Source organism: Nocardioides sp. WJ219, assembly GCF_058559815.1.
On record NZ_JBZUJV010000014.1, the window covers coordinates 57717 to 76311 of the forward strand.

At 74.3% G+C, this 18595-nt stretch carries 17 protein-coding genes; 9 read left to right on the top strand and 8 right to left on the bottom strand.

Translation table 11 applies throughout. The features are described from left to right. Positions 1–20 precede the first annotated feature (20 nt). Together AC4MBH_RS23150 and AC4MBH_RS23155 are read left to right on the top strand one after the other, a co-directional pair. Entirely contained in the window at positions 21–1340 is a 1320-nt protein-coding gene (locus AC4MBH_RS23150; RefSeq protein WP_491797772.1) for a PP2C family protein-serine/threonine phosphatase, read from the top strand. 9 nt (positions 1341–1349) lie between these two features. Next, a complete protein-coding gene (locus AC4MBH_RS23155) occupies positions 1350–1514 on the top strand; it encodes a hypothetical protein (RefSeq protein ID WP_491797773.1) in 165 nt (54 codons plus the stop codon). Between the two features lie 25 nt (positions 1515–1539). Here AC4MBH_RS23155 and AC4MBH_RS23160 read toward each other — a convergent pair whose 3' ends face one another. After that, positions 1540–1767: a hypothetical protein gene (locus AC4MBH_RS23160; RefSeq protein ID WP_491797774.1), complete on the bottom strand. Its 228-nt coding sequence runs from the start codon at positions 1765–1767 to the stop codon at positions 1540–1542. Between the two features lie 138 nt (positions 1768–1905). Here AC4MBH_RS23160 and AC4MBH_RS23165 point away from each other — a divergent pair, with 138 nt between their 5' ends. Then, the gene (locus AC4MBH_RS23165) at positions 1906–2064 is read left to right on the top strand and encodes a hypothetical protein (RefSeq protein WP_491797775.1); all 159 of its coding nucleotides are present in this window, start codon (positions 1906–1908) and stop codon (positions 2062–2064) included. A gap of 103 nt (positions 2065–2167) precedes the next feature. Here AC4MBH_RS23165 and AC4MBH_RS23170 read toward each other — a convergent pair whose 3' ends face one another. Further along, positions 2168–3769 (bottom strand): thermonuclease family protein, encoded by a 1602-nt coding sequence (locus AC4MBH_RS23170; protein WP_491797776.1) that lies wholly within the window; start codon positions 3767–3769, stop codon positions 2168–2170. Next, positions 3766–4764, bottom strand: a complete 999-nt coding sequence (locus tag AC4MBH_RS23175) for an Ig-like domain-containing protein (RefSeq protein WP_491797777.1) — start codon at positions 4762–4764, stop codon at positions 3766–3768. Before AC4MBH_RS23175 ends, AC4MBH_RS23170 begins: the two co-directional genes overlap by 4 nt. 154 nt (positions 4765–4918) lie before the next feature. Here AC4MBH_RS23175 and AC4MBH_RS23180 point away from each other — a divergent pair, with 154 nt between their 5' ends. Beyond that, on the top strand, positions 4919–5305 hold the full coding sequence (locus AC4MBH_RS23180; protein WP_491797778.1) for a hypothetical protein: 387 nt from the start codon (positions 4919–4921) through the stop codon (positions 5303–5305). Here AC4MBH_RS23180 and AC4MBH_RS23185 read toward each other — a convergent pair. Continuing rightward, complete coding sequence (locus tag AC4MBH_RS23185) at positions 5277–8189, bottom strand: AfsR/SARP family transcriptional regulator (RefSeq protein ID WP_491797779.1); 2913 nt, start codon at positions 8187–8189, stop codon at positions 5277–5279. The two genes, AC4MBH_RS23180 and AC4MBH_RS23185, sit on opposite strands and share 29 nt — an antisense overlap. 148 nt (positions 8190–8337) lie before the next feature. On the opposite strand from AC4MBH_RS23185, the gene AC4MBH_RS23190 reads away from it, so the two are divergent. After that, positions 8338–8595 carry a WhiB family transcriptional regulator gene (locus AC4MBH_RS23190; protein WP_491797780.1) on the top strand — a complete coding sequence of 86 codons (258 nt, stop codon included), beginning with the start codon at positions 8338–8340 and terminating at the stop codon, positions 8593–8595. 394 nt (positions 8596–8989) lie between these two features. On the opposite strand, the gene AC4MBH_RS23195 is transcribed toward AC4MBH_RS23190, so the two are convergent. After that, positions 8990–9961, bottom strand: a complete 972-nt coding sequence (locus AC4MBH_RS23195; protein WP_491797781.1) for a helix-turn-helix transcriptional regulator — start codon at positions 9959–9961, stop codon at positions 8990–8992. A gap of 128 nt (positions 9962–10089) precedes the next feature. Between AC4MBH_RS23195 and AC4MBH_RS23200 the strand changes: the two genes are divergently transcribed. The 4 genes from AC4MBH_RS23200 to AC4MBH_RS23215 all read left to right on the top strand — a co-directional run bounded on the left by AC4MBH_RS23200 (position 10090) and on the right by AC4MBH_RS23215 (position 14587). After that, the gene (locus tag AC4MBH_RS23200) at positions 10090–10485 is read left to right on the top strand and encodes a RidA family protein (RefSeq protein ID WP_491797809.1); all 396 of its coding nucleotides are present in this window, start codon (positions 10090–10092) and stop codon (positions 10483–10485) included. Positions 10486–10560: 75 nt separating this feature from the next. After that, complete coding sequence (locus tag AC4MBH_RS23205; protein ID WP_491797782.1) at positions 10561–11988, top strand: sulfatase-like hydrolase/transferase; 1428 nt, start codon at positions 10561–10563, stop codon at positions 11986–11988. A 68-nt stretch (positions 11989–12056) separates the two neighbouring features. Then, positions 12057–13430 (top strand): FAD-binding oxidoreductase, encoded by a 1374-nt coding sequence (locus AC4MBH_RS23210; protein WP_491797783.1) that lies wholly within the window; start codon positions 12057–12059, stop codon positions 13428–13430. Between the two features lie 50 nt (positions 13431–13480). Continuing rightward, positions 13481–14587 carry an alpha/beta hydrolase family protein gene (locus tag AC4MBH_RS23215; RefSeq protein WP_491797784.1) on the top strand — a complete coding sequence of 369 codons (1107 nt, stop codon included), beginning with the start codon at positions 13481–13483 and terminating at the stop codon, positions 14585–14587. Between the two features lie 10 nt (positions 14588–14597). Here the strand turns inward: AC4MBH_RS23215 and eda are convergent, their stop codons facing one another. From eda to zwf, 3 genes are read right to left on the bottom strand one after another with little or no spacing between them, the layout of a single operon-like run. Further along, positions 14598–15233, bottom strand: coding sequence for a bifunctional 4-hydroxy-2-oxoglutarate aldolase/2-dehydro-3-deoxy-phosphogluconate aldolase (gene eda, locus AC4MBH_RS23220; protein WP_491797785.1), 636 nt, complete (start codon positions 15231–15233; stop codon positions 14598–14600). Then, the gene (gene edd, locus AC4MBH_RS23225) at positions 15220–17100 is read right to left on the bottom strand and encodes a phosphogluconate dehydratase (RefSeq protein WP_491797786.1); all 1881 of its coding nucleotides are present in this window, start codon (positions 17098–17100) and stop codon (positions 15220–15222) included. The genes eda and edd overlap by 14 nt, the downstream gene beginning before the upstream one ends. Then, on the bottom strand, positions 17093–18583 hold the full coding sequence (gene zwf, locus AC4MBH_RS23230; protein ID WP_491797787.1) for a glucose-6-phosphate dehydrogenase: 1491 nt from the start codon (positions 18581–18583) through the stop codon (positions 17093–17095). The genes edd and zwf overlap by 8 nt, the downstream gene beginning before the upstream one ends. Between the last annotated feature and the right edge of the window lie 12 nt (positions 18584–18595).

The following is an 18595-nucleotide window of genomic DNA, read 5'->3' on the forward strand; positions in this document are numbered from 1 at the left end:
CCGACCCCTAGGCTCCTGCCGTGGCGAGGTCGAGGACGGTCGTGGACGTCGAGAGCGTCCTGGCGGCGGCCGAGGCGGCGTCCCCGGTCGAGGCGGTGGAGGCGGTCGCCCGCGAGCTCGGTACGGCGTTCGGCGCGGTCGCGGTGTCGTTCCTGGTCACCGACCTGTCCGGGCGGGCCCTCGTGCGCCTGGCCCACGTGCCGCTGGCGCCCGCCGCGGCCGCCGGCGCCGACGTACCCGTGGCGGGCGAGCGGCGCGACGACGAGGAGTCGGCGACGGTTCAACCGTTCGACGGCGGCCCGCACGAGCAGACCGTGCGCACCCAGACCGCCCAGGTGGTGCGGCCGCAGCCGCACGTCGACGGCGATGGCGACGGCGCCGGAGCCGGGAAGTGGGCGGTGCTGGCGCCGGTCACCGAGCGCGGCGAGTCCATCGGGGTGCTCGAGCTCTACGTCCCGGACGAGCCGGACCCCGACGTGGTGGCCCAGATCGGACGGGTCGCCCACCTGCTGGCGTTCGTGCTGATCGCCAACCGCCGGCACACCGACCTCTTCGAGTGGGGGCAGCGCACCCGGTCCTTCAGCCTCTCAGCCGAGATCCAGCAGCGACTGCTCCCCTCGGCCCGCACCTGCGAGGCCGCGGCCTTCACGCTGGCGGGGTGGCTGGAGCCGGCCGCGAGCATCGGCGGCGACACGTTCGACTACAGCCTGGCCCGGGACGCGCTGCACCTCTCGCTCACCGACGCGATGGGCCACGGCGTCGACGCCGCGCTGACCGCCAGCGTGTGCCTCGCGGGGCTGCGCGGCGGACGCCGTCGCGGGGTGTCGCTGCTCGCCCAGGCGCACGAGGCCAACGCCGCGGTGCGCGAGCACGCCGCACGCTCCCTCGACGAGGAGTTCGTCACCGGACTGGTCGGTCGCCTCGACCTGCGCTCGGGCCACCTCGACGTCGTCAACGCCGGTCACGTGGCGCCGTACCTGTTGCGCGGTGACGAGCTCACCGCTCTCGAGCTGCGCGCCGACCTTCCGTTCGGCATGTTCGCCGACAGCACGTACGCCGGCACCGTCGTGCCGCTCGAGCCCGGCGACCGGCTCGTCCTGGTCACCGACGGCATGCTCGAGCGCAACGTGGCGTCGGTCGACCTGCCCAGCGCGATCCGCAGCACTGCCGACCTGCACCCGCGCGAGGTCGTCCGCGCCCTCGCCGACCACGCCCTCGCCGCCGCCGGCCACGCCCTCCAGGACGACGCGACGATGCTGTGCCTGGACTGGCACGGGATGCACGACGAGCCGCGGGACGCCGTCTCCGGCGCCGAGCCGGCGCGCGCGAGCCGGGGCTAGGGTGGGTCGATGGCCGACGAGAGCATGGACGCAGCCGGGCCGGACGTGATGGACATGTTCGACACCGAGACCGACCGCGGCCTGGTGTGCCGGGTGTGCGGGTCGCTGGTGGCGGCGTCGGGGGAGTACCCGAAGGCGCACTGGGACTGGCACGAGGCCACGAACGGCGCCTGAGCGCCCGCCAGAGCTGTCGGCCCCGTCAGCCGCCCTGCCCGAGCGGCTCGATCTCACCCTGCTCGACGAGCTGCTCCAGCGCGAGCGAGCAGCCCGACTCCCACTGCCCGTCGCCGGTCTGGAACGAGACGATGGCCTCGCCCGCGCAGGAGCCGCTGCCCGCACCGCCCTCTGCGTGGTGGGAGCACCGGCCCTGTGCGGCGGGGGACCCGGCCTCGTGGAGCTCCGGGTCGAAGACGTGCGACTGGTTCATGGCGACCTCCTCGGGCCACCCTCCCACCGGCGCCCATGTACATCCAGCACGTCGGCGCAGCACTCCCGGGGGATCGACGAGCAGATTGTCGGTGGTCGAACCTACGGTGGTCTCGATGCCGGTGGAGGAGGTGACGACATGGCCACCAACACAGGCAAGGGATCGCGACGCGGCGCCGTGAGGAGCCGCAGCGAGCTCAAGCACCCGAACGGCACGTTCGTGAAGCGGAACACCAAGACGGGCCGCATCATGAGCGTGAGCAAGAAGCCCCACAAGGGCGTCCGCGACGAGGGCTAGCTGCGCCGGCGGTGTGCCGGGCGCGGGGCCCGGGTCTCCCGGACGCGGGCGTCCCCGGCACGGATGGCTCCGCACCGGGGACGCTCGGTCGACCGCGAGGGGATCAGCAGCGGCCCCACAACCCGCGGTGCGCCTTCCGCGCCTGCCGCTGCGCTCCGGCGTACGCCGCACGACGCGAGGCGGGGGCCTCGCGGCGGTCGAGGCGGGCGTGACCGGCGGAGAGCTGCTGGCGGGCCAGGTCGCGCTTGCCGACGATCACGGTCCAGGGGCTGGAGCCGGTCGCGCGGGAGGCCGGTCGGGCGACGAGCCGCACGGCCGTGCCGGGACTCGTGGCCTTGGCCAGGGCGGCGCGGGCACGGGTGACGGTGCACCGTGGCCTGGTCGGCGGGGTCAGGCCCGCGAGGTCGGCGCGGAAGGTGCGGGTGTCGGCACGCAGCACGAGGGTGTCGGCGTCGACGACCTTGACCACCCTGGCGGTGCGGGGGAGCGGGGTGACCGGGTCGGGCCCCGGGTCGGTGGGGCCGACGACCGTGAAGGCGTGGCTCGCAGGCGTCGGGTCGACGCTGCCGACGGCGTCGTGGGCGCGCACCTCGAAGGTGAAGTCGCCGTCGGCCAGGCCCTCCAGGGCGACCGGCGACTGGCACCCCAGCCAGTCCGAGGAGTGGCTCGGGCCGGTCACCTTGCAGGTGAAGGACACGCCGTCGGGTGAGCCGAAGAAGAACTGCGCGGTCCGGCCGAGCAACGAGGTGCCCTCGAGCACGGTCTCCGGGAAGACGCCGACGTTCCAGCGGTGCACCGCGGGGACCTCGTCGCGCGAGACCGGGCTGACCGCGTAGACCCGCAGCTCGTGCGGACCGTTGGCGAGACCGGTGAGCTCGAAGGGCTGACCCGGCCCGCCGCAGGGGTCGTACGCCGCACCGTCGAGTGAGCACCGGAGCCCGGTGGCGAGCGGGGCGTCGACGACGAACCCGGCCGTCCGCGACGCCGACTCGGCGGGTGGGGCGGTGCGCACGGAGGTGTCGAGGTGGGTGTCGGTCAGGTTCTCGACACCCGTGGTGTGGCGCGAGAGGTCGTAGGCGCGCACGAGGAGCACGTGCTCGCCGGGCGACGGCCAGGTGTGGGTGTAGGGGCTGGTGCACGGGAAGAAGGACGCGGCGCGGTCGACGCTGCACTCGAGCTCGCCCTGGGTCGCGGCGAACTCGTAGGTGGAGGTCCGGTCCTGCGTCGTCGAGCGCCGCTGCGTCCACGAGGTCATCTCCGGTGAGGTGGAGTCGTACGCCTCGGCGCGCACGGTCTTCTCGGTGCTGCTGAACGCCTCCGACTCGACCTTGCAGTCGTACTGGTCGCCGCTGACGTGGCGCACGGTGGTGCAACCCGACCAGTTGTCAGGCACCCACACGTCGGTGTCGGACTGCGCGACCTCGATGCGCAGCCACACGACGGCGCTGAACACCGCGGAGCTGCGGATCCGCGGGCAGGTGTTGACGACGCGGTCGTCGAGGGAGTGCCGGAAGTCGCAGACCGTGGAGGCGCCGTCCTCGACGGTGCCCTCGATGACGGTGACCTTGGCGGCACCCTTGATCTCGATGGTCAGGCCGAGCTGGCCGGCCGAGGCGGACCCGGCGGCGACGACCTGCAGCCCGGCGAGGGCGGTCAGGACGCCGAGGGCCAGCGCGAGCAGGCCGCGGGTGCGGTCGCGCCTCATCGGACACGCACCGTGCGGGGGGCCGACTGCGACGGCTTCACGCGCGTCGAGCCGGCGTACCTGGCGACCAGGACGTGCCGGCCCCGGGCCATCCGGGGGAGCACGACGGTGACCCGGCCGCGGGCGGCCGCGGTGAGGACGGCGGTGCCGACCCGGCGCCCGCGGTCGAGCACCACGGCCCGGCCGGTCGGGCGGTGGGCGCTGCGGACGGTGACGACGGCGCGGCCGGCGGCCCGTCGGCTCACGGTGTAGGTGGCGGTCGTGGTCGACGCCGTCTTGGGGGCGGGGTCGGTCGGCGTCGTGCCCCGCTTGGCGGCGAACAGTGCGACGTAGGGCGTCACGTAGTACTTGTCGCCGCCGTGCCCCCCGACGGTGAACGCGACCTGCACGTGATCGCCGGCCTCGGTGACCTTGCACGGGGCGTCGCCCTCGCGACGGTCGTCGCACTCGGGCTGCTGGGTCGCGGGTCCCTTGAGCTCGCGGGTGGCCCGCACCGGTACCTGGATCTCCAGGACGTAGCCCTGGCGCAGGGTCCAGGGACCGCCGCCGGGCACCTCGAAGGTGACCCCGCCGTTGCGGCCCTGGAAGTAGCCGAGCTGCTCGGTGCTCAGCTCCTGGGCTTCACCTGGCTCGGTCAGCGCCCACCGGACCGGGTGGGCCGCGTCGTCGGCCCACTCGACGCCGGTGGGCAGCAGGATCTCCGGGATCACGGCGACGGTGCCGCTGCAGGGCAGGCCGACCAGGCCGGCGTAGCCGCGGATGTAGAAGGTCTCGCCGACCGCCGGCACCTCACCGCCGGGCGGCAGCCAGCCGGCGTCGGCGCTCACGCCGGTGCGTGGCCGCTCGAGCCAGCAGTCGTAGATGGTGTCCTCGTCGTGCTTGCCGTTCTGCCACTCGGCCGCCACGCCCCGGGCGGAGGCGGAGGCGACGAGGGCGGGCAGGACGAGCAGGACCAGCAGGCCGATCAGGAGGCCGCGGGCGCGGGGGAGGTGCATGTCTGTTCTCCTCGGGACGGGACCCGCATCTCGGGGCCGTGGCGCAGCCTGGTGGCCCCCGCTTGCCCGCCGGTTGCCCACGGCTTGGGGTGTCGAGGGGTCGCTGCCAGCGGAGTGCAAGGCCGGTGCCGGGACTGCCAGGCACGGTGGCGAGGTGGACCCCAGCAACGACACGACCAGCCCGTGGCTGGCCTCCTGGTTCCAGCACCCGGGCCGGACCGAGCTCGCCAGCGGGCACCACCTGCGGCCGCTGCGGCAGGCCGACGACGGCCTGCCCGGGCTGCCGGACGGGCTCGACCTGGCCGCCGCGGCGGCTGCGACGCGTGCCCGGACGGCGTATGTCTACGGGGTCTTCGACGACGAGGAGCGCCGGGTGCTGGGCACCGTGGTGCTGGGGCCCGGGACCGATCCGTCGTACGACGTGGTCGTGGCGTGGTCGGTGCCCGACTGTCCCTCGGTCGAGGCCGCGCTGGTCGGCCACCTGCCCGGCTGGCTCGACCGCGAGTGGCCCTTCACCCAGCCGCTGATCCGGCGATCCTGAGGCCCTCGTCCCCCAGTGCCAGGGCCACGCTGCCGTCGAGCCCCAGAACCCGGCCGGCCCGCGCCCGCTCGGCGTACGCCGCGGCGCCCAGCTCGCGCTCGAGCTCGAGCGCGGCGGCGTCGCGGGCGGCGTCGTCGGGCAGGTAGTAACCGCCGTAGGACTGGCCGTTGCCGAGGTCGCGGCAGGCCTCGGCTGCGCCGAGCAGGGTGGCGAGGCGCAGCGGGTCACGGCCGACCTCGCGCCGGTGCTCCAGGACGACCAGCGCGTCGAGGTAGTAGGACAGGTTGGCGAGGTCGCCGACCTCGCAGGAGAGCCGGATGCCCTCGCTCAGGTGGCGGTGGGCCGCGTCGTCGTCGGTGCCGGCCTCGGCACGGGCCCGGTTCCACAGCGCCACGAACGCGCCGAGTCGGTCACCGCGCTCGTCGGCCAGTCGCTGGCCGAGGCGGAAGTGGCCGAGCGCCTCGTCACGGTGCCCCTGCTCCAGCAGCGCCGTGCCGAGCCACACGTGGTTGATCGCCAGGATCCACGGACCGTCGGTGTGGGCGCCGAGCATCTCGGCCAGCGCGATTGCGCGGCGTTGGTGGGTCTCGGCGCCGGCGAGATCGCCTCGGGTGAGGGCGACGATGCCGAGCCCGGCCTCGGAGTGCGCCTCGGCCTCGACGTCACCGATCCGGGCCGCCGCGTCGCGCGAGGACAGCCACGCCTCGCCCGCCGCGACGTGGTCGGCCTGGGCGAAGGCCATCGCGGCCAGGCCGATGGTGGCGCGCGTGCGGGCCGCCTCGGAGGCACGGGGCAGGGACACGACCGTGGTCGCTGTCCGCCGGCCGAGGGCGAAGTAGCCGCGGAACCACCAGTAGAGCCACAGCGACCAGGTGATCCGCGCCGCAGCGTCGTGGTCGCCCGAGACGATCGAGCGCTCGATCGCCGCGAGCAGGTTGGGGTGCTCGTCGTCGACCACCTGCAGCCAGTGCACCTGCTCGCCGTCGCGGTAGCCGCGGGCGGCGCGCTCGGCCAGCGCGACGCACGCGACGGCGTGGGCGCGCGCGGCGTCGCCGTGCTCCTCCGAGCCGGCCAGCCGGCTCGCGTGCTGGTGGACCGGCTCGAGCATCGCGTAGCGCGGCCGCCCCTCCACCGACCAGGTGACGGTCACGAGCGAGTGCTCGACGAGGTCCTCCAGGGGGCCGACCGCCTCGGGACCGAGGACGTCGAGGAGCAGGTCGAGGGTCCAGCCGCCCGAGAACACCGAGAGCGCGCGGAACAGCCGCCGCGCGGGCTCGTCGAGGAGTCGGTAGCTCCAGTCGAGGGTGGCCTGCATCGTGCGCTGCCGCTCGGGCAGGTCGCGCGGACCGGAGGCGAGTGCCTCGTCGAGCCGATCGAGCAGGACGGACGGCTTGAGCAACCGGATCCGGGCCGCCGCGAGCTCGAGGGCGAGCGGGATGCCGCCGAGCCGACGGCAGATCTCGGCGACTGCCTCGGCGTTGAGCTCGTCGAGGACGAACCCGCGCGCCACCGACCGCGCCCGGGTCACGAACAGCGACACCGCGGGCGAGAGCGCCGCTTCCTCGGGCGTCATCGGTACGTCGCGGCGCCCGGCCGGGACGGCGAGCGGCTCGACGAGCCGCTCCTCCTCCCCGGCCACCCGCAACGGCGCCCGGCTCGTCGCCAGCACCACCAGCCCCGGGCAGCGGGCGACCAGCCGGGACACCTCGGGTGCGGCGTCGAGCAGCTGCTCCATGTTGTCGAGCACCAGCAGCAGCCGGCGGTCGGCGAGCAGCGCGGCGAGCTCGTCGTGCAGGTCGGTGCCGGGGTCGGTCGCCACGGCCGGCAGCACGCGCTGGAGGGCGTGGGCGATCGTCGGCAGCAAGAGCTGCGGGTCGTGCAACGTCGCCAGCGGGACGAGCGCGACGCCGTCGGCGTACTGCTGCCGGACGCGGCCGGCCACCGCCAGGGCCAGACGGGTCTTGCCCACGCCGCCCGCGCCGGTGAGGGTCACCAGGCGGGCGCCGTCGTCGAGCGCCGCGACGACGTCGTCGACGTGCCGCTCGCGCCCGACCAGGGCGGTCGGCGGCTCGACCAGGGTCGCGCTGCCCGCCGGCGGGGTCGCCCGGCCAGGGGCGGCGGGCGCTGCCGGCGCCGGCACCTCCGGCGCGTCGAGGGCGGGGTCCTGGCGCAGCACCTGCTCGTGCAGCCGACGCAGCGCCGGTCCGGGATCCACGCCGAGCTCGTCAGCGAGGCGGTGCCGGCCCTCCTCGTAGACCTCGAGCGCCGCCGCCTGCCGCCCGCAGCGGTAGTGCGCGACCATCAGTGCGCCGCGCAGTCCCTCGCGCAACGGCTCTCGCTCGACGAGCGGTGTGAGGTCCTCGGCGACGTCTCGGTGGCGGCCCAGGCGCAGGTCGATCGCGGCGGTCAGCTCGTGCGCCTCGAGCAGCTGCTCGCCGAGCCGGGCAGCCTCGACCCGGGCGAAGCGCTGCGGCACGTCGGCGTACGCCTCGCCCCGCCACAGCCCGATCGCCTCGGCGACCAACGGTCGCGCGAGCGCCGCGTCGGGTTCCTCGCGGGCGGCCCGCACCAGGGAGGTGAAGCGGACGGCGTCGACCGCGCCGGGCGCCAGGTCGAGCCGGTAGCCCGGCGCCTGGGTGATCAGCACGTCGGGACCGAGGCGGCGACGCAGCCGCGAGACGTAGCTGTGCAGGGTGGCCATCGAGCCCTCGCCGGCGTCGCCGTCCCACAGGCGGGTGAGCAGGGCGTCGGCCGAGACCACGCGGGGCGCGTCGACGGCCAGGGCGGCCAGGAGGGCGCGCAGGGCCGGCATCAGCGGCGACGCGTCGCCGCCGGAGACGACCTCGACGGGTCCGAGGACCGTGACGGCGAGATCGTGGCTCACGTGCTGGAGTGTAGGAAGACACAGCGGGTGCGCGCCGGGCTTTTTCCGCCTGGTGCCCGCTGGCAGAGGAGTCCCAGCCGGGTGTCAGCCGGCCGCAAGCCCGTCGCGCCACGGTGGTGTCGTCCCCACTGTCACCGCGGAGTCCGCCATGACCACCACCACCGCCAAGCCCGTCGTCGAGACGCTCCCCTGCAGCACCGACCTGCACCTGTGGTTCGCCGAGAAGCCCGAGCCGCTCGCCGTCGCCCAGGCGCGGTGCGGCGGTTGCCCGCGCCGCGACGGCTGCCTCCAGGGCGCTCTCGAGCGCCGTGAGCCATGGGGCGTGTGGGGCGGCCGGATCCTGGTCGACGGTCAGGTCGTCGCGAGCAAGCGCGGGCGCGGCCGTCCGCGTCGTACCGACCGCTGACCTCGAGGTCGACCGCGACGTCCAGGCGGCCGACTGGAACGCGATGTTCCTCGGGCCAGCCTCTCGCCGTCGTCCGCCGGGGACGGCGTCGAGCGCGGCGTCGGCGGTCGCGAGCTGCTCGGCGGTCGTGCTGACGGGCCGGACGGTGGCCAGCACGTCCGCGACGACGACGGCGCTAGCAGCGGTTCGCGTCGCACGGCGTGGGAGAACCGGTCGCCGAGGTAGATCAGGCTGGTCTCGCCGTGCGTCTCGATGCCGTCGAGGTAGGGCTGGACCATGACGGTCCGATGGGCCGTGTGGAGCTGCTCGACCAGGGCGGCGGCACCCGGTGCGGTGGCCGACTCGAACCGACCGGCGTGGGCCGCGCCGCCACCGACCGGGCCGGGCTGCTGGCTCAGGAGGGGTCTCGGTAGCGGTCGGCGACCCTCCGGGCGCGGTCGTGCAGCGAGGCGCGGAGCTCGGGCGGGGCGAGGGCCTCGGCGTGGGTGCCGAGCTGCCAGAGGGCCCACTCCGCGTGCCACTGGTCCTGGAAGGTGACGTCGAGGCGTAGCCAGCCGTCCGGTTCGGGCTCCTCGGCGCGGACGGCTTCCGCCAGGTCCAGCAGGTCGTCCCGGCGGGCGGGGTCGACCCGTACCTGGACGGCGAGGTGGCCCTCGGAGAGGAACCGGGCGCAACGCTCGGCCCAGATCCGCCGGAGGTCGACCTGGTCGGGACGCGCGGCAGGTTCGGGAAGCCCCTCGGCGGCGAGGATGCGCGACATCCGGAAGGTGCGGTCGGTGCCGGCCTGCGTCGCGAGGAGGTATCCCCGGTCGCGGACGGTGACCAGGCCGATCGGGTCGACGGTCTGCCACTGCGGGTCCTGGCCCCTGGACGCGTAGTGGATCCGGAGCCGGTGCCCGTCGAGGACCGCACGGCGGACCTCGACCATGGTGGCGTCGGGGACCTCGCTGGTGGACAGCGGCCGCGAGAGCAGGTCGGTCTCGGGGTCGACGAGGAACCGCTGGGTCGCGTTGCTCGCCGCCACCTGGTGGCCCTCGGGGAGCGCGTCGACGACCTTGCGCATGGCCGAGGCGAGAGCGGAGCCGAGCCCGAAGACCTGGTCGCCGCGACCCGACCCCGCGGTGAGCAGGGCGAGGGCCTCGTCGTGGTTGAGCCCGGTGAGCTCGGTCCGGAACCCGGGCAGCAGCGCGAACCCGCCGTGCCGCCCGCGCTCGGCGTAGACCGGGACGCCTGCCGCCGAGAGTGCCTCGATGTCGCGCAGGACCGTGCGGGTGGAGACCTCGAGCTCGCCGGCCAGTGCGTCCGCGGTCAGCCGACCGCGCTGGCGCAGGAGCAGCACCAGGGAGACCAACCGGTCGGCGCGCACCCGACGAACCTAGCGAATACCTGACACAGGGTGTCGTGAAAGGTCGAGAGGCTTCGGGTGCGTCGCCGGCCGGCGGCGATGGTGCAGGTCGTGGGTGTGCCCACGCGACGAGGGGAGCTGATGTGGCGATCGAACGAACGGCCGTGAACCCGGTGACGTGGTCGGTGGAGATGGGGTTCAACCAGGGTGAGGTGGTCACCGGTCAGACCCGGACCCTGTACTGCTCCGGGCAGACCGCGATGGGCGCCGACGGCACCCCGCAGCACGCGGGTGACCTGGCAGCGCAGCTCGCCCTGAGCCTGGACAACCTGGAGGCGGTGCTCGGCGCGGCCGGCATGACGCTGGCCGACCTCGTCCGGCTCAACGTCTACACCACCGACGTCGACCTGCTCTTCCAGCACTACGGCGTCCTGGCGGCCCGGCTGGGGGCGGCCCGGGTGGCACCGACCACCACAATGCTCGGCGTGACCCGGTTGGCGGTTCCCGGACAGCTGGTCGAGCTCGAGGGGACCGCCGTCGCCTGAGGCGGTCGTCCGCGGCAAGACCTCCTGCACTATTGTGTCGAGTGATTCACTCGACTTAGACGACCAGGAGTCCGCATGCCCGACCGTCCCTCCGCCTCTCCCGCCACCGGCATCACGCGCCGCACGATCGCCGGCGCGGCCGTCGGGGCGGTCGGCGCCCTCGGCGCGGCCGCCGCGGCCGGTGCCGGCCCGGCGTACGCCGAGGAGCCGTTCCGGGCGATCGCCCGCAACGGCCGCACACCCCGGCCCAACATCCTGGTGATCCTGGCCGACGACCTCGGCTGGGGTGACCTCGGCGTCTACGGCTCGCCGAACATCCGCACACCCCACCTGGACCGGCTGGCCAAGTCGGGGGTGCGGTTCACGCAGGGCTACTCGGCGGGTGCGGTCTGCTCGCCGACCCGGGTCGCGCTCTACACCGGCCGACACCCGGGGCGCACGCCCGGCGGCCTGGCCGAGCCGATCACGGCCGTCGGTCCGACGCAGGGCATCCCGCCGGAGCACCCGACCCTGGGGTCGCTGCTGCGCTCGGCCGGCTATTCGACGTCGATGGTCGGCAAGTGGCACGGCGGCTTCCTGCCGCACTTCTCGCCGCTGAAGTCGGGGTGGGACTACTTCTACGGCAACTACTCCGGCGGCATCGACTACTTCAGCAAGTACCAGGCCAAGGACAGCTACGACCTCTGGGAGGGCGAGCAGCAGGTCCAGGACCCGCGCTACTACACCGACATCATCACCGAGAAGGCCGTCGGGGTGGTCCGCCGCGGTGCCCGTCAGTCGCAGCCGTGGCTGCTCAACCTCAACTTCACCACCCCGCACTGGCCGTGGGAGGGCCGCGGCGACAAGGCCGTCAGCGACGAGCTCACCGCGCGGCTCCAGGCCGGCGAGCAACGCGTCCTCTTCCACGAGGACGGTGGCTCGATCGAGAAGTACGTCGAGATGGTCGAGGACCTCGACCGGTCGATCGGACGCGTCCTCGACGAGCTGCGCCGCACCGGTCAGGACCGCGACACGATCGTGCTGTTCCAGAGCGACAACGGGGGTGAGCGGTTCTCCTACAACTGGCCGCTGTCGGGCAACAAGGCCGGCGTCAACGAGGGCGGCATCCGGGTCCCGATGATCGTGTCGTGGCCCGGCCGGCTCGGCGGCCGCCAGGTCGACGACACCCCCGTCTACACCACCGACTGGATGGCGACGTTCCTCGAGCTCGGCGGCGCCCGGCCCGACCCGGCGTACCCGCTCGACGGCACCAGCCTGGTCCCGCACCTGTTCCGCGGCCGACGCGTGCCCGAGCGTGACCTGTTCTGGCGCACCCGGGGCGGCCGCGCCCTGCGCCGTGGCAACCTCAAGTACGCCCGGATCAACGGCGTCGACCGCCTCTACGACCTCGACGCCGACGTCCGCGAGCAGGCGGACCTCGCCCGCAAGCGTCCCGACGACCTGGCCGCGCTCCGCTCGGCCTGGGAGGCCGTCGACCGGACGCTGCTGCCGTACCCGGCCTGAGGCGCCGTCCCCTCGGCCGGTGACGACGAGGGCTGTCAGGGGCGGCGCGGCGTGGTGTGATGACCGGCGTGTCCGACCACGCCGTCGCCGCCCCCCTCGACCAGCTCGTCGCCGCCCTGCCCGAGGGGGTCGTGACCACCGACCCCGACGTGGTCGAGCCCTACCGCTGGGACTGGTCCCACGACGTCGCGGCCGGTACGCCGGTGGCGGTGGTGCGGGCCGAGACGGCCGAGCAGGTGCAGGCGGCGGTGCGGTGGGCGGCCGAGCACGGGGTGCCGGTGGTCCCGCGCGGCGCCGGCAGCGGGCTGTCGGGCGGGTCGTCGGCGGTCGACGGCGGCATCGTGCTCAGCCTGGAGCGGATGCGGGCGATCGAGATCGACACCGCATGCCGGGTCGCGGTCGTCGAGCCCGGCGCGCTCAACATCGACGTCAAGGCCGCCGCCGGCCGGCACGGCCTGTGGTACCCGCCCGACCCGTCGTCGTACGAGATCTGCTCGATCGGCGGCAACGTCGCGACCAACGCCGGCGGGCTGTGCTGCGTGAAGTACGGCGTCACCACCGACTACGTGCTCGGCCTCGACGTCGTGCTGGCCGACGGCACGCTGATCACGCTGGGCGGCAAGCGGATCAAGGACGTCGCCGGGCTGTCGCTGCTCAAGCTGTTCGTCGGCAGCGAGGGGACGCTCGGCGTGGTCACCCGCGCGATCCTGCGGCTGGTGCCGGCGCAGGCCGCGCGGTCGACGCTGGTCGCGTCGTTCGGCACGGTGGTCGGGGCCGCCGACGCCGTCGTCGCGGTGGGCCGCACCCTGCGTCCGTCGATGATGGAGCTGATGGACCAGGCCTCGATCAACGCCGTCGAGGACCACCAGCCGATGGGCCTCGACCGCTCCACGGCCGCGCTGCTGGTGGCCCAGTCCGACGCCCCCGGCGCCGCGCGCGCCGAGGAGATCGCGGTGATGCAGGCGGCGTGCGAGGCGGCCGGCGCGACCGCGGTCTTCGTGACCGACGACCCGGACGAGGGCGAGATGTTCGTCGCCGCCCGGCGGATGGCGTTCCCCGCGATCGAGGCCCGCGGCTCGCTGCTGCTCGAGGACGTCGGCGTCCCGATCCCGCTGCTCCCCGAGCTGCTGGCCCGGGTCGCCGCGATCGCCGCCGAGCACGACGTCGAGATCCCCGTCGTCGCTCACGCGGGCGACGGCAACACCCACCCGATCATCGTCTACACGCCCGACTCCGAGGACCGTGCGCGAGCCGCCTTCGCCGCCGTGATGCGCGCCGCGATCGAGCTCGGCGGCACCATCACCGGCGAGCACGGCGTCGGCCGCGCCAAGGCCGCCGCGCTGCCCGACCAGCTCGGCCCCGACGTGATGGCGCTGACCCGGCGGGTCAAGGCCGCGCTCGACCCCGCGGGGATCCTGAATCCGGGGGCGCTGGGGTTGTAGGCCTCGCGCCGGCCCCGCCCGCCGTTGCAGTGCCTCCGTACCGTGGCGGCATGGCTCGCTCGCTGGTGGCGCTGGTCGCGACCGTCCTCGTCCTGACCGCGTGCTCGGGGGAGGACCCCGAGCCGGACGCCGCACCGTCGCCGTCGTCCGCCTCGACGACGTCCGACCCGACCGAGCCGGCGCCGCCGTCCGAGACCGAGGCGCCGTCCGAGGCGCCCTCCGAGCCCCCCACCCAGGAGCCGGACCCCGAGCCCCCCGCCCCGGCGGTCTCGGTCCTCGGCCTGGCCGAGCAGGAGCACACCGGCGACCGGTTGCGGCTGGGGGCGGTGCGGGAGGAGACCGCGTCGTACACGTCGTACGACGTCACCTACCGCAGCCGCAGCACGCTCGCGCGCGGCGGGACCGAGACGTACACGATCTCGGGGGTCCTCAACGTGCCCACGGGGCGGGGGCCGTTCCCGGCGGTGGTGCTGGCGCACGGCTACATCGACCCGGCGGTCTACGTGCGCGGGCAGGGGATGACCCGCGAGCGCGGCTACCTCGCCGAGCGCGGCTACGTCGCGCTGCACGTCGACTACCGCAACCACGCCGAGTCGACCGACGACCCGGACTACCAGGTGCGGATGCGCCTGGGCTACACCGCCGACGTGATCAACGCGGTCAAGGCCCTGCGTGCCTCGCGCGACGTGCCGGTCGCCGACGACCGCATCGCCCTCTTCGGACGGTCGATGGGCGGCGGGGTGATCCTCAAGGCGCTGGTGGCCGAGCCGGGGCTCGTGCGCGCCGCGGCGCCGTGGGCCTCGGTGTCGTCGCTGGAGGCGCAGAACTTCGACCAGTTCCAGCGCGACGACCCCACCGACGGCCGTGACACCGGCGAGCTCGCCCGGCGCTGGGGCCTGCCGGAGGACAACCCGAGGTTCTGGCGGCAGAACTCCTCGCGGCCCTACTTCGACCGGATCACCGAGCCGGTCCTGATGGTGCACGGACGCTTCGACGACACCTGCCCGCCACCGTGGGCCGAGGCCACGCAGGGGGCGCTGGTCGCCGCGGGCGTCGACTCACGACTCGAGTGGTACGACGACGGCCACGCCTTCGGGCCGGCGTTCTTCGCGGCCATGGACCGCACCATCGAGTTCTTCGGCAACCAGGGCGTCTGACCCGCCGGGGTCAGCGCAGGGCGGCGGCGTCGCGCGCCAGCACCGAGATCGCCTCCCAGTCGCGGGTCGCGACCAGGTCGCCGGGGGTGAGCCAGGACCCGCCGACGCAGCCGACGTTGGGCAGCGCGAGGTAGTCCGGGGCCGTGGTGGGGGTGACGCCGCCCGTGGGGCAGAAGCGCGCGGCCGGCACGGGGGAGGAGATCGACGAGAGGAACGCGCGGCCGCCGGAGGCCTCGGCCGGGAACAGCTTCATCTCGGTAACGCCGGCCTCGAGCGCGGCGAGCACCTCCGAGACCGTGGCGACGCCGGGCAGGAACGGCAGGCCGGTCTCGGCCATCGCCGCGAGGAGGCCGGGCGTCGAGCCGGGGGAGACCAGGAAGCGGGCGCCGGCGTCGTGGGCCTGCTTGGCCTGGCCCGGGTTGGTGATGGTGCCGGCGCCGACCAGGATCTCGGGCACCTCGGCCGCGACCGCGGCGATGGCGTCGAGGGCGACCGGCGTGCGCAGGGTCAGCTCGATGGCCGGCAGGCCGCCCGCGACCAGGGCGCGCGCGATCGGGACGGCGTCCTCGACGCGGTGCACGACGACGACCGGCAGCACCGGGACGACGTCGAGCAGGGACGTGACGGTGGCGTCAGGCGTGGGCAACGGAGACCTCCGAGGGTGCGGCGGGAGCGGGGTGGGTGGCGAAGACCGAGGCGCCGGCGTCAGCTGCGCCGACGGTGGCCCGGAAGGCCGCGAACAGCTCGCGGCCGGTGCCGGCCCACTCGGGGCCCTCGGGGGCGCGGCCGGTGGGCTGGCGCTGCTGGACGGCGTACGCGTCGTCGATGTCGAGGACGCCGCGCTCGGCGTCGACGGTGATCACGTCGCCGTCGCGCACCCGCGAGAGCAGGCCGCCGACGGCAGCCTCGGGGGTGACGTGGATGGCGGCCGGCACCTTGCCCGACGCACCGGACATCCGGCCGTCGGTGACGATCGCGACCCGCTGGCCGCGGTCCTGCAGGACGCCGAGCGCGGGCGTGAGCTTGTGCAGCTCGGGCATCCCGTTGGCGGCGGGGCCCTGGTAGCGGATCACGGCCACCAGGTCGCGGCCGTCGAGACGGCCCTCGCCGAACGCGGTGAGGAAGTCGCTCTGGTCGTCGAAGACCAGCGCGGGCGCCGTCACGACGCGGTGCTCGGGCTTGACCGCGGAGGTCTTGAGCACGGCGGCGCCGAGCGGGCCGTGCAGCACCTTGACGCCGCCGTCGGGGGCGAACGGGTCGGTGGCGGGCCGCAGCACGTCGAGGTCGCCGCTGGTCTTGGGCCCCTCCTCCCAGGTCACGGTCTCGCCGTGGAGCCGCGGCTCGCGGGTGTAGTGCTCGAGCCCGCGGCCCATGATGGTGAGCACGTCGCCGTGCAGCAGGCCCGCGCGCAGCAGGGTGTGCACGAGGAACGCGATGCCGCCGGCGGCGTGGAAGTGGTTCACGTCGGCCTGGCCGTTGGGGTAGATCCGGCACAGCGACGGCACCACGGCCGACAGGTCGGCGAGGTCGTCCCAGGTGAGGTGGATCCCGGCCGCGCGGGCGATGGCGACCAGGTGCATCGTGTGGTTGGTCGAGCCGCCGCTGGCCAGCAGCGCCACGCAGGCGTTGACGATCGCGCGCTCGTCGACGATGTCGCCGACCGGCGTGGGCTCGCCGCCCTGGCGGGTGATGGCCACGGCGCGCTCGGCCGCGGCGCGGGTCAGCGCCTCGCGCAGCGGGGTACCGGGGTTGACGAAGGACGAGCCCGGCAGGTGCAGGCCGAGGATCTCCATCAGCAGCTGGTTGGAGTTGGCGGTGCCGTAGAACGTGCAGGTGCCGGCCGAGTGGTACGACGCCGCCTCGGCCTCGAGCAGCTCGTCGCGGCCGACCTTGCCCTCGGCGTGCAGCTGGCGCACCTTGGCCTTCTCGGAGTTGGGCAGGCCCGAGGCCATCGGCCCGGCCGGCACGAACACCGTCGGCAGGTGGCCGAACGACAGGGCGCCGATCAGCAGGCCGGGCACGATCTTGTCGCACACGCCGAGCATCAGCGCGCCGTCGAACATGTCGTGGCTGAGCGCGATCGCGGTCGACATGGCGATCACGTCGCGGCTGTAGAGGCTCAGCTGCATGCCGTCGCGACCCTGGGTGATCCCGTCGCACATCGCCGGCACGCCGCCCGCCACCTGGGCCAGGCCGCCGGCGCGGGCCGCGGCCCGCTTGAGGACCGGCGGGTAGGCGGCGTACGGCTGGTGGGCCGAGAGCATGTCGTTGTAGCTGGTGACGATGGCCAGGTTGGGCTTGACCCGCCCGCGCAGCGCGAGCTTGTCCGACGGCGCGGACGCCGCGAAGCCGTGGGCCAGGTTGGCGCAGCCGAGGTCGCCGCGCGCGGGGCCGGTGGCCGAGGCCGCGCGGATGCGGGCGACGTACGCCGCACGGGTGTCCGCGCTGCGCGTGATGATCCGGTCGGTCACCTCGGCGACGACCGGGTGCATGCCGGGTCGGTGGTCAGTCATTGTCGGACTCCTGCCAGGTGCGGCCGTCGCGCTCGATGAGCGAGGCGGCGGCGGTCGGCCCGCTGGTGCCGGCGGGGTAGCGCTTGGGACGCTCGGCGGAGACCGCCCAGCGCTGGAGGATCGGCTCGACCCAGGTCCAGGCGGCCTCGACCTCGTCGCGGCGCATGAACAACGTCGGGTTGCCGCGGACGACGTCCATCAGCAGCCGCTCGTAGGCGTCGGGCATCCGGGCGTCGAACGCCGAGGCGTAGCTCAGGTCGAGCGAGACCGGCTTGAACCGGAACCCGCCGGGGCCCGGCTCCTTGGCCGTCATGTGCAGCCGCATGCCCTCGTCGGGCTGGACCTGGATGTGCAGCCGGTTGGGCGTCTGCACGCCCTCGTGGTGGGGGAACATCGCGTGCGGCGGCTCCTTGAAGACCACCACGATCTCGGACAGCTTGCGGTCCATCCGCTTGCCCGTGCGCAGGTAGAACGGCACGCCGGCCCAGCGCCAGTTCTGGACCTCGGCGCGGATGGCGACGTAGGTCTCGGTCGAGCTGCCGGGCCGCCCGAGGTCCTCGGTGTACGACGGCACGGCGACGCCGTCGATCAGGCCCTGGCCGTAGCGCCCGCGCACGGTGTCGCGGTCGACGTCGTCGGGGGTCATCGGCTTGAGGGCCTGGAGCACCTTGAGCTTCTCGTCGCGCACGCTCTCGCTGCCGACGTACGTCGGGGGCTCCATGGCGGTCAGGCAGAGCAGCTGGAGCAGGTGGTTCTGCACCATGTCGCGCAGGGCGCCGGAGGTGTCGTAGTAGCCGCCGCGGCCGCCGACGCCGAGCGTCTCGGCGACCGTGATCTGCACGTGGTCGACCCAGCGGGAGTTCCACAGCGGCTCGAGGAAGGTGTTGGCGAAGCGCGTGACCAGGAGGTTCTGCACGCTCTCCTTCCCGAGGTAGTGGTCGATCCGGTAGATCTGGTGCTCCTCGAAGACCGCCCCGACCGCGTCGTTGACGGCATGGGCGGAGGCCAGGTCGGTGCCGATGGGCTTCTCCATCACGACCCGCGAGGTGCTGTCGACGCAGCCGGCCTGGTCGAGCCGCTCGCAGATCGGGCCGAACATCGCGGGCGCGACGGCGAGGTAGAAGACCCGGACGGTCGCCGGGTCGCGGCTCTCCTTGAGCAGGCCGTGGAGCAGGTGCCAGTCGTCGGGGACGGAGGCGTCGAGGGACAGGTAGTGGATGCGGGCGAGGAGCCGCTCGACGGCCGCGCCGTCGTGGCCGGGCACGTACTGCTCGAGGGCGTCGCGGACGATCGCGCGGTAGGCGTCGTCGTCGTGGTCGGAGCGGGAGACGCCGATGACGCGGGTCGTCTCGGCCAGCTGGCCCTCGACCTCACGGTGGTAGAGCGCGGGCACCAGCTTGCGCAGCGCCAGGTCGCCGGTGGCACCCACGATGGTGAAGTCGCAGGGCGGGACCGCAGCGGGGTCGGTGGTGGAAGTCGTCACCTCATCGACGGT

Coding starts and splice junctions, on each gene's coding strand:
- AC4MBH_RS23155 (WP_491797773.1), top strand. CDS start 1,350: ATGGCCGACGAGAGCATGGACGCAGCCGGGCCGGACGTGATGGACATG.
- AC4MBH_RS23160 (WP_491797774.1), bottom strand. CDS start 1,767: ATGAACCAGTCGCACGTCTTCGACCCGGAGCTCCACGAGGCCGGGTCC.
- AC4MBH_RS23165 (WP_491797775.1), top strand. CDS start 1,906: ATGGCCACCAACACAGGCAAGGGATCGCGACGCGGCGCCGTGAGGAGC.
- AC4MBH_RS23170 (WP_491797776.1), bottom strand. CDS start 3,769: ATGAGGCGCGACCGCACCCGCGGCCTGCTCGCGCTGGCCCTCGGCGTC.
- AC4MBH_RS23175 (WP_491797777.1), bottom strand. CDS start 4,764: ATGCACCTCCCCCGCGCCCGCGGCCTCCTGATCGGCCTGCTGGTCCTG.
- AC4MBH_RS23190 (WP_491797780.1), top strand. CDS start 8,338: ATGACCACCACCACCGCCAAGCCCGTCGTCGAGACGCTCCCCTGCAGC.
- AC4MBH_RS23205 (WP_491797782.1), top strand. CDS start 10,561: ATGCCCGACCGTCCCTCCGCCTCTCCCGCCACCGGCATCACGCGCCGC.
- AC4MBH_RS23215 (WP_491797784.1), top strand. CDS start 13,481: ATGGCTCGCTCGCTGGTGGCGCTGGTCGCGACCGTCCTCGTCCTGACC.
- edd (WP_491797786.1), bottom strand. CDS start 17,100: ATGACTGACCACCGACCCGGCATGCACCCGGTCGTCGCCGAGGTGACC.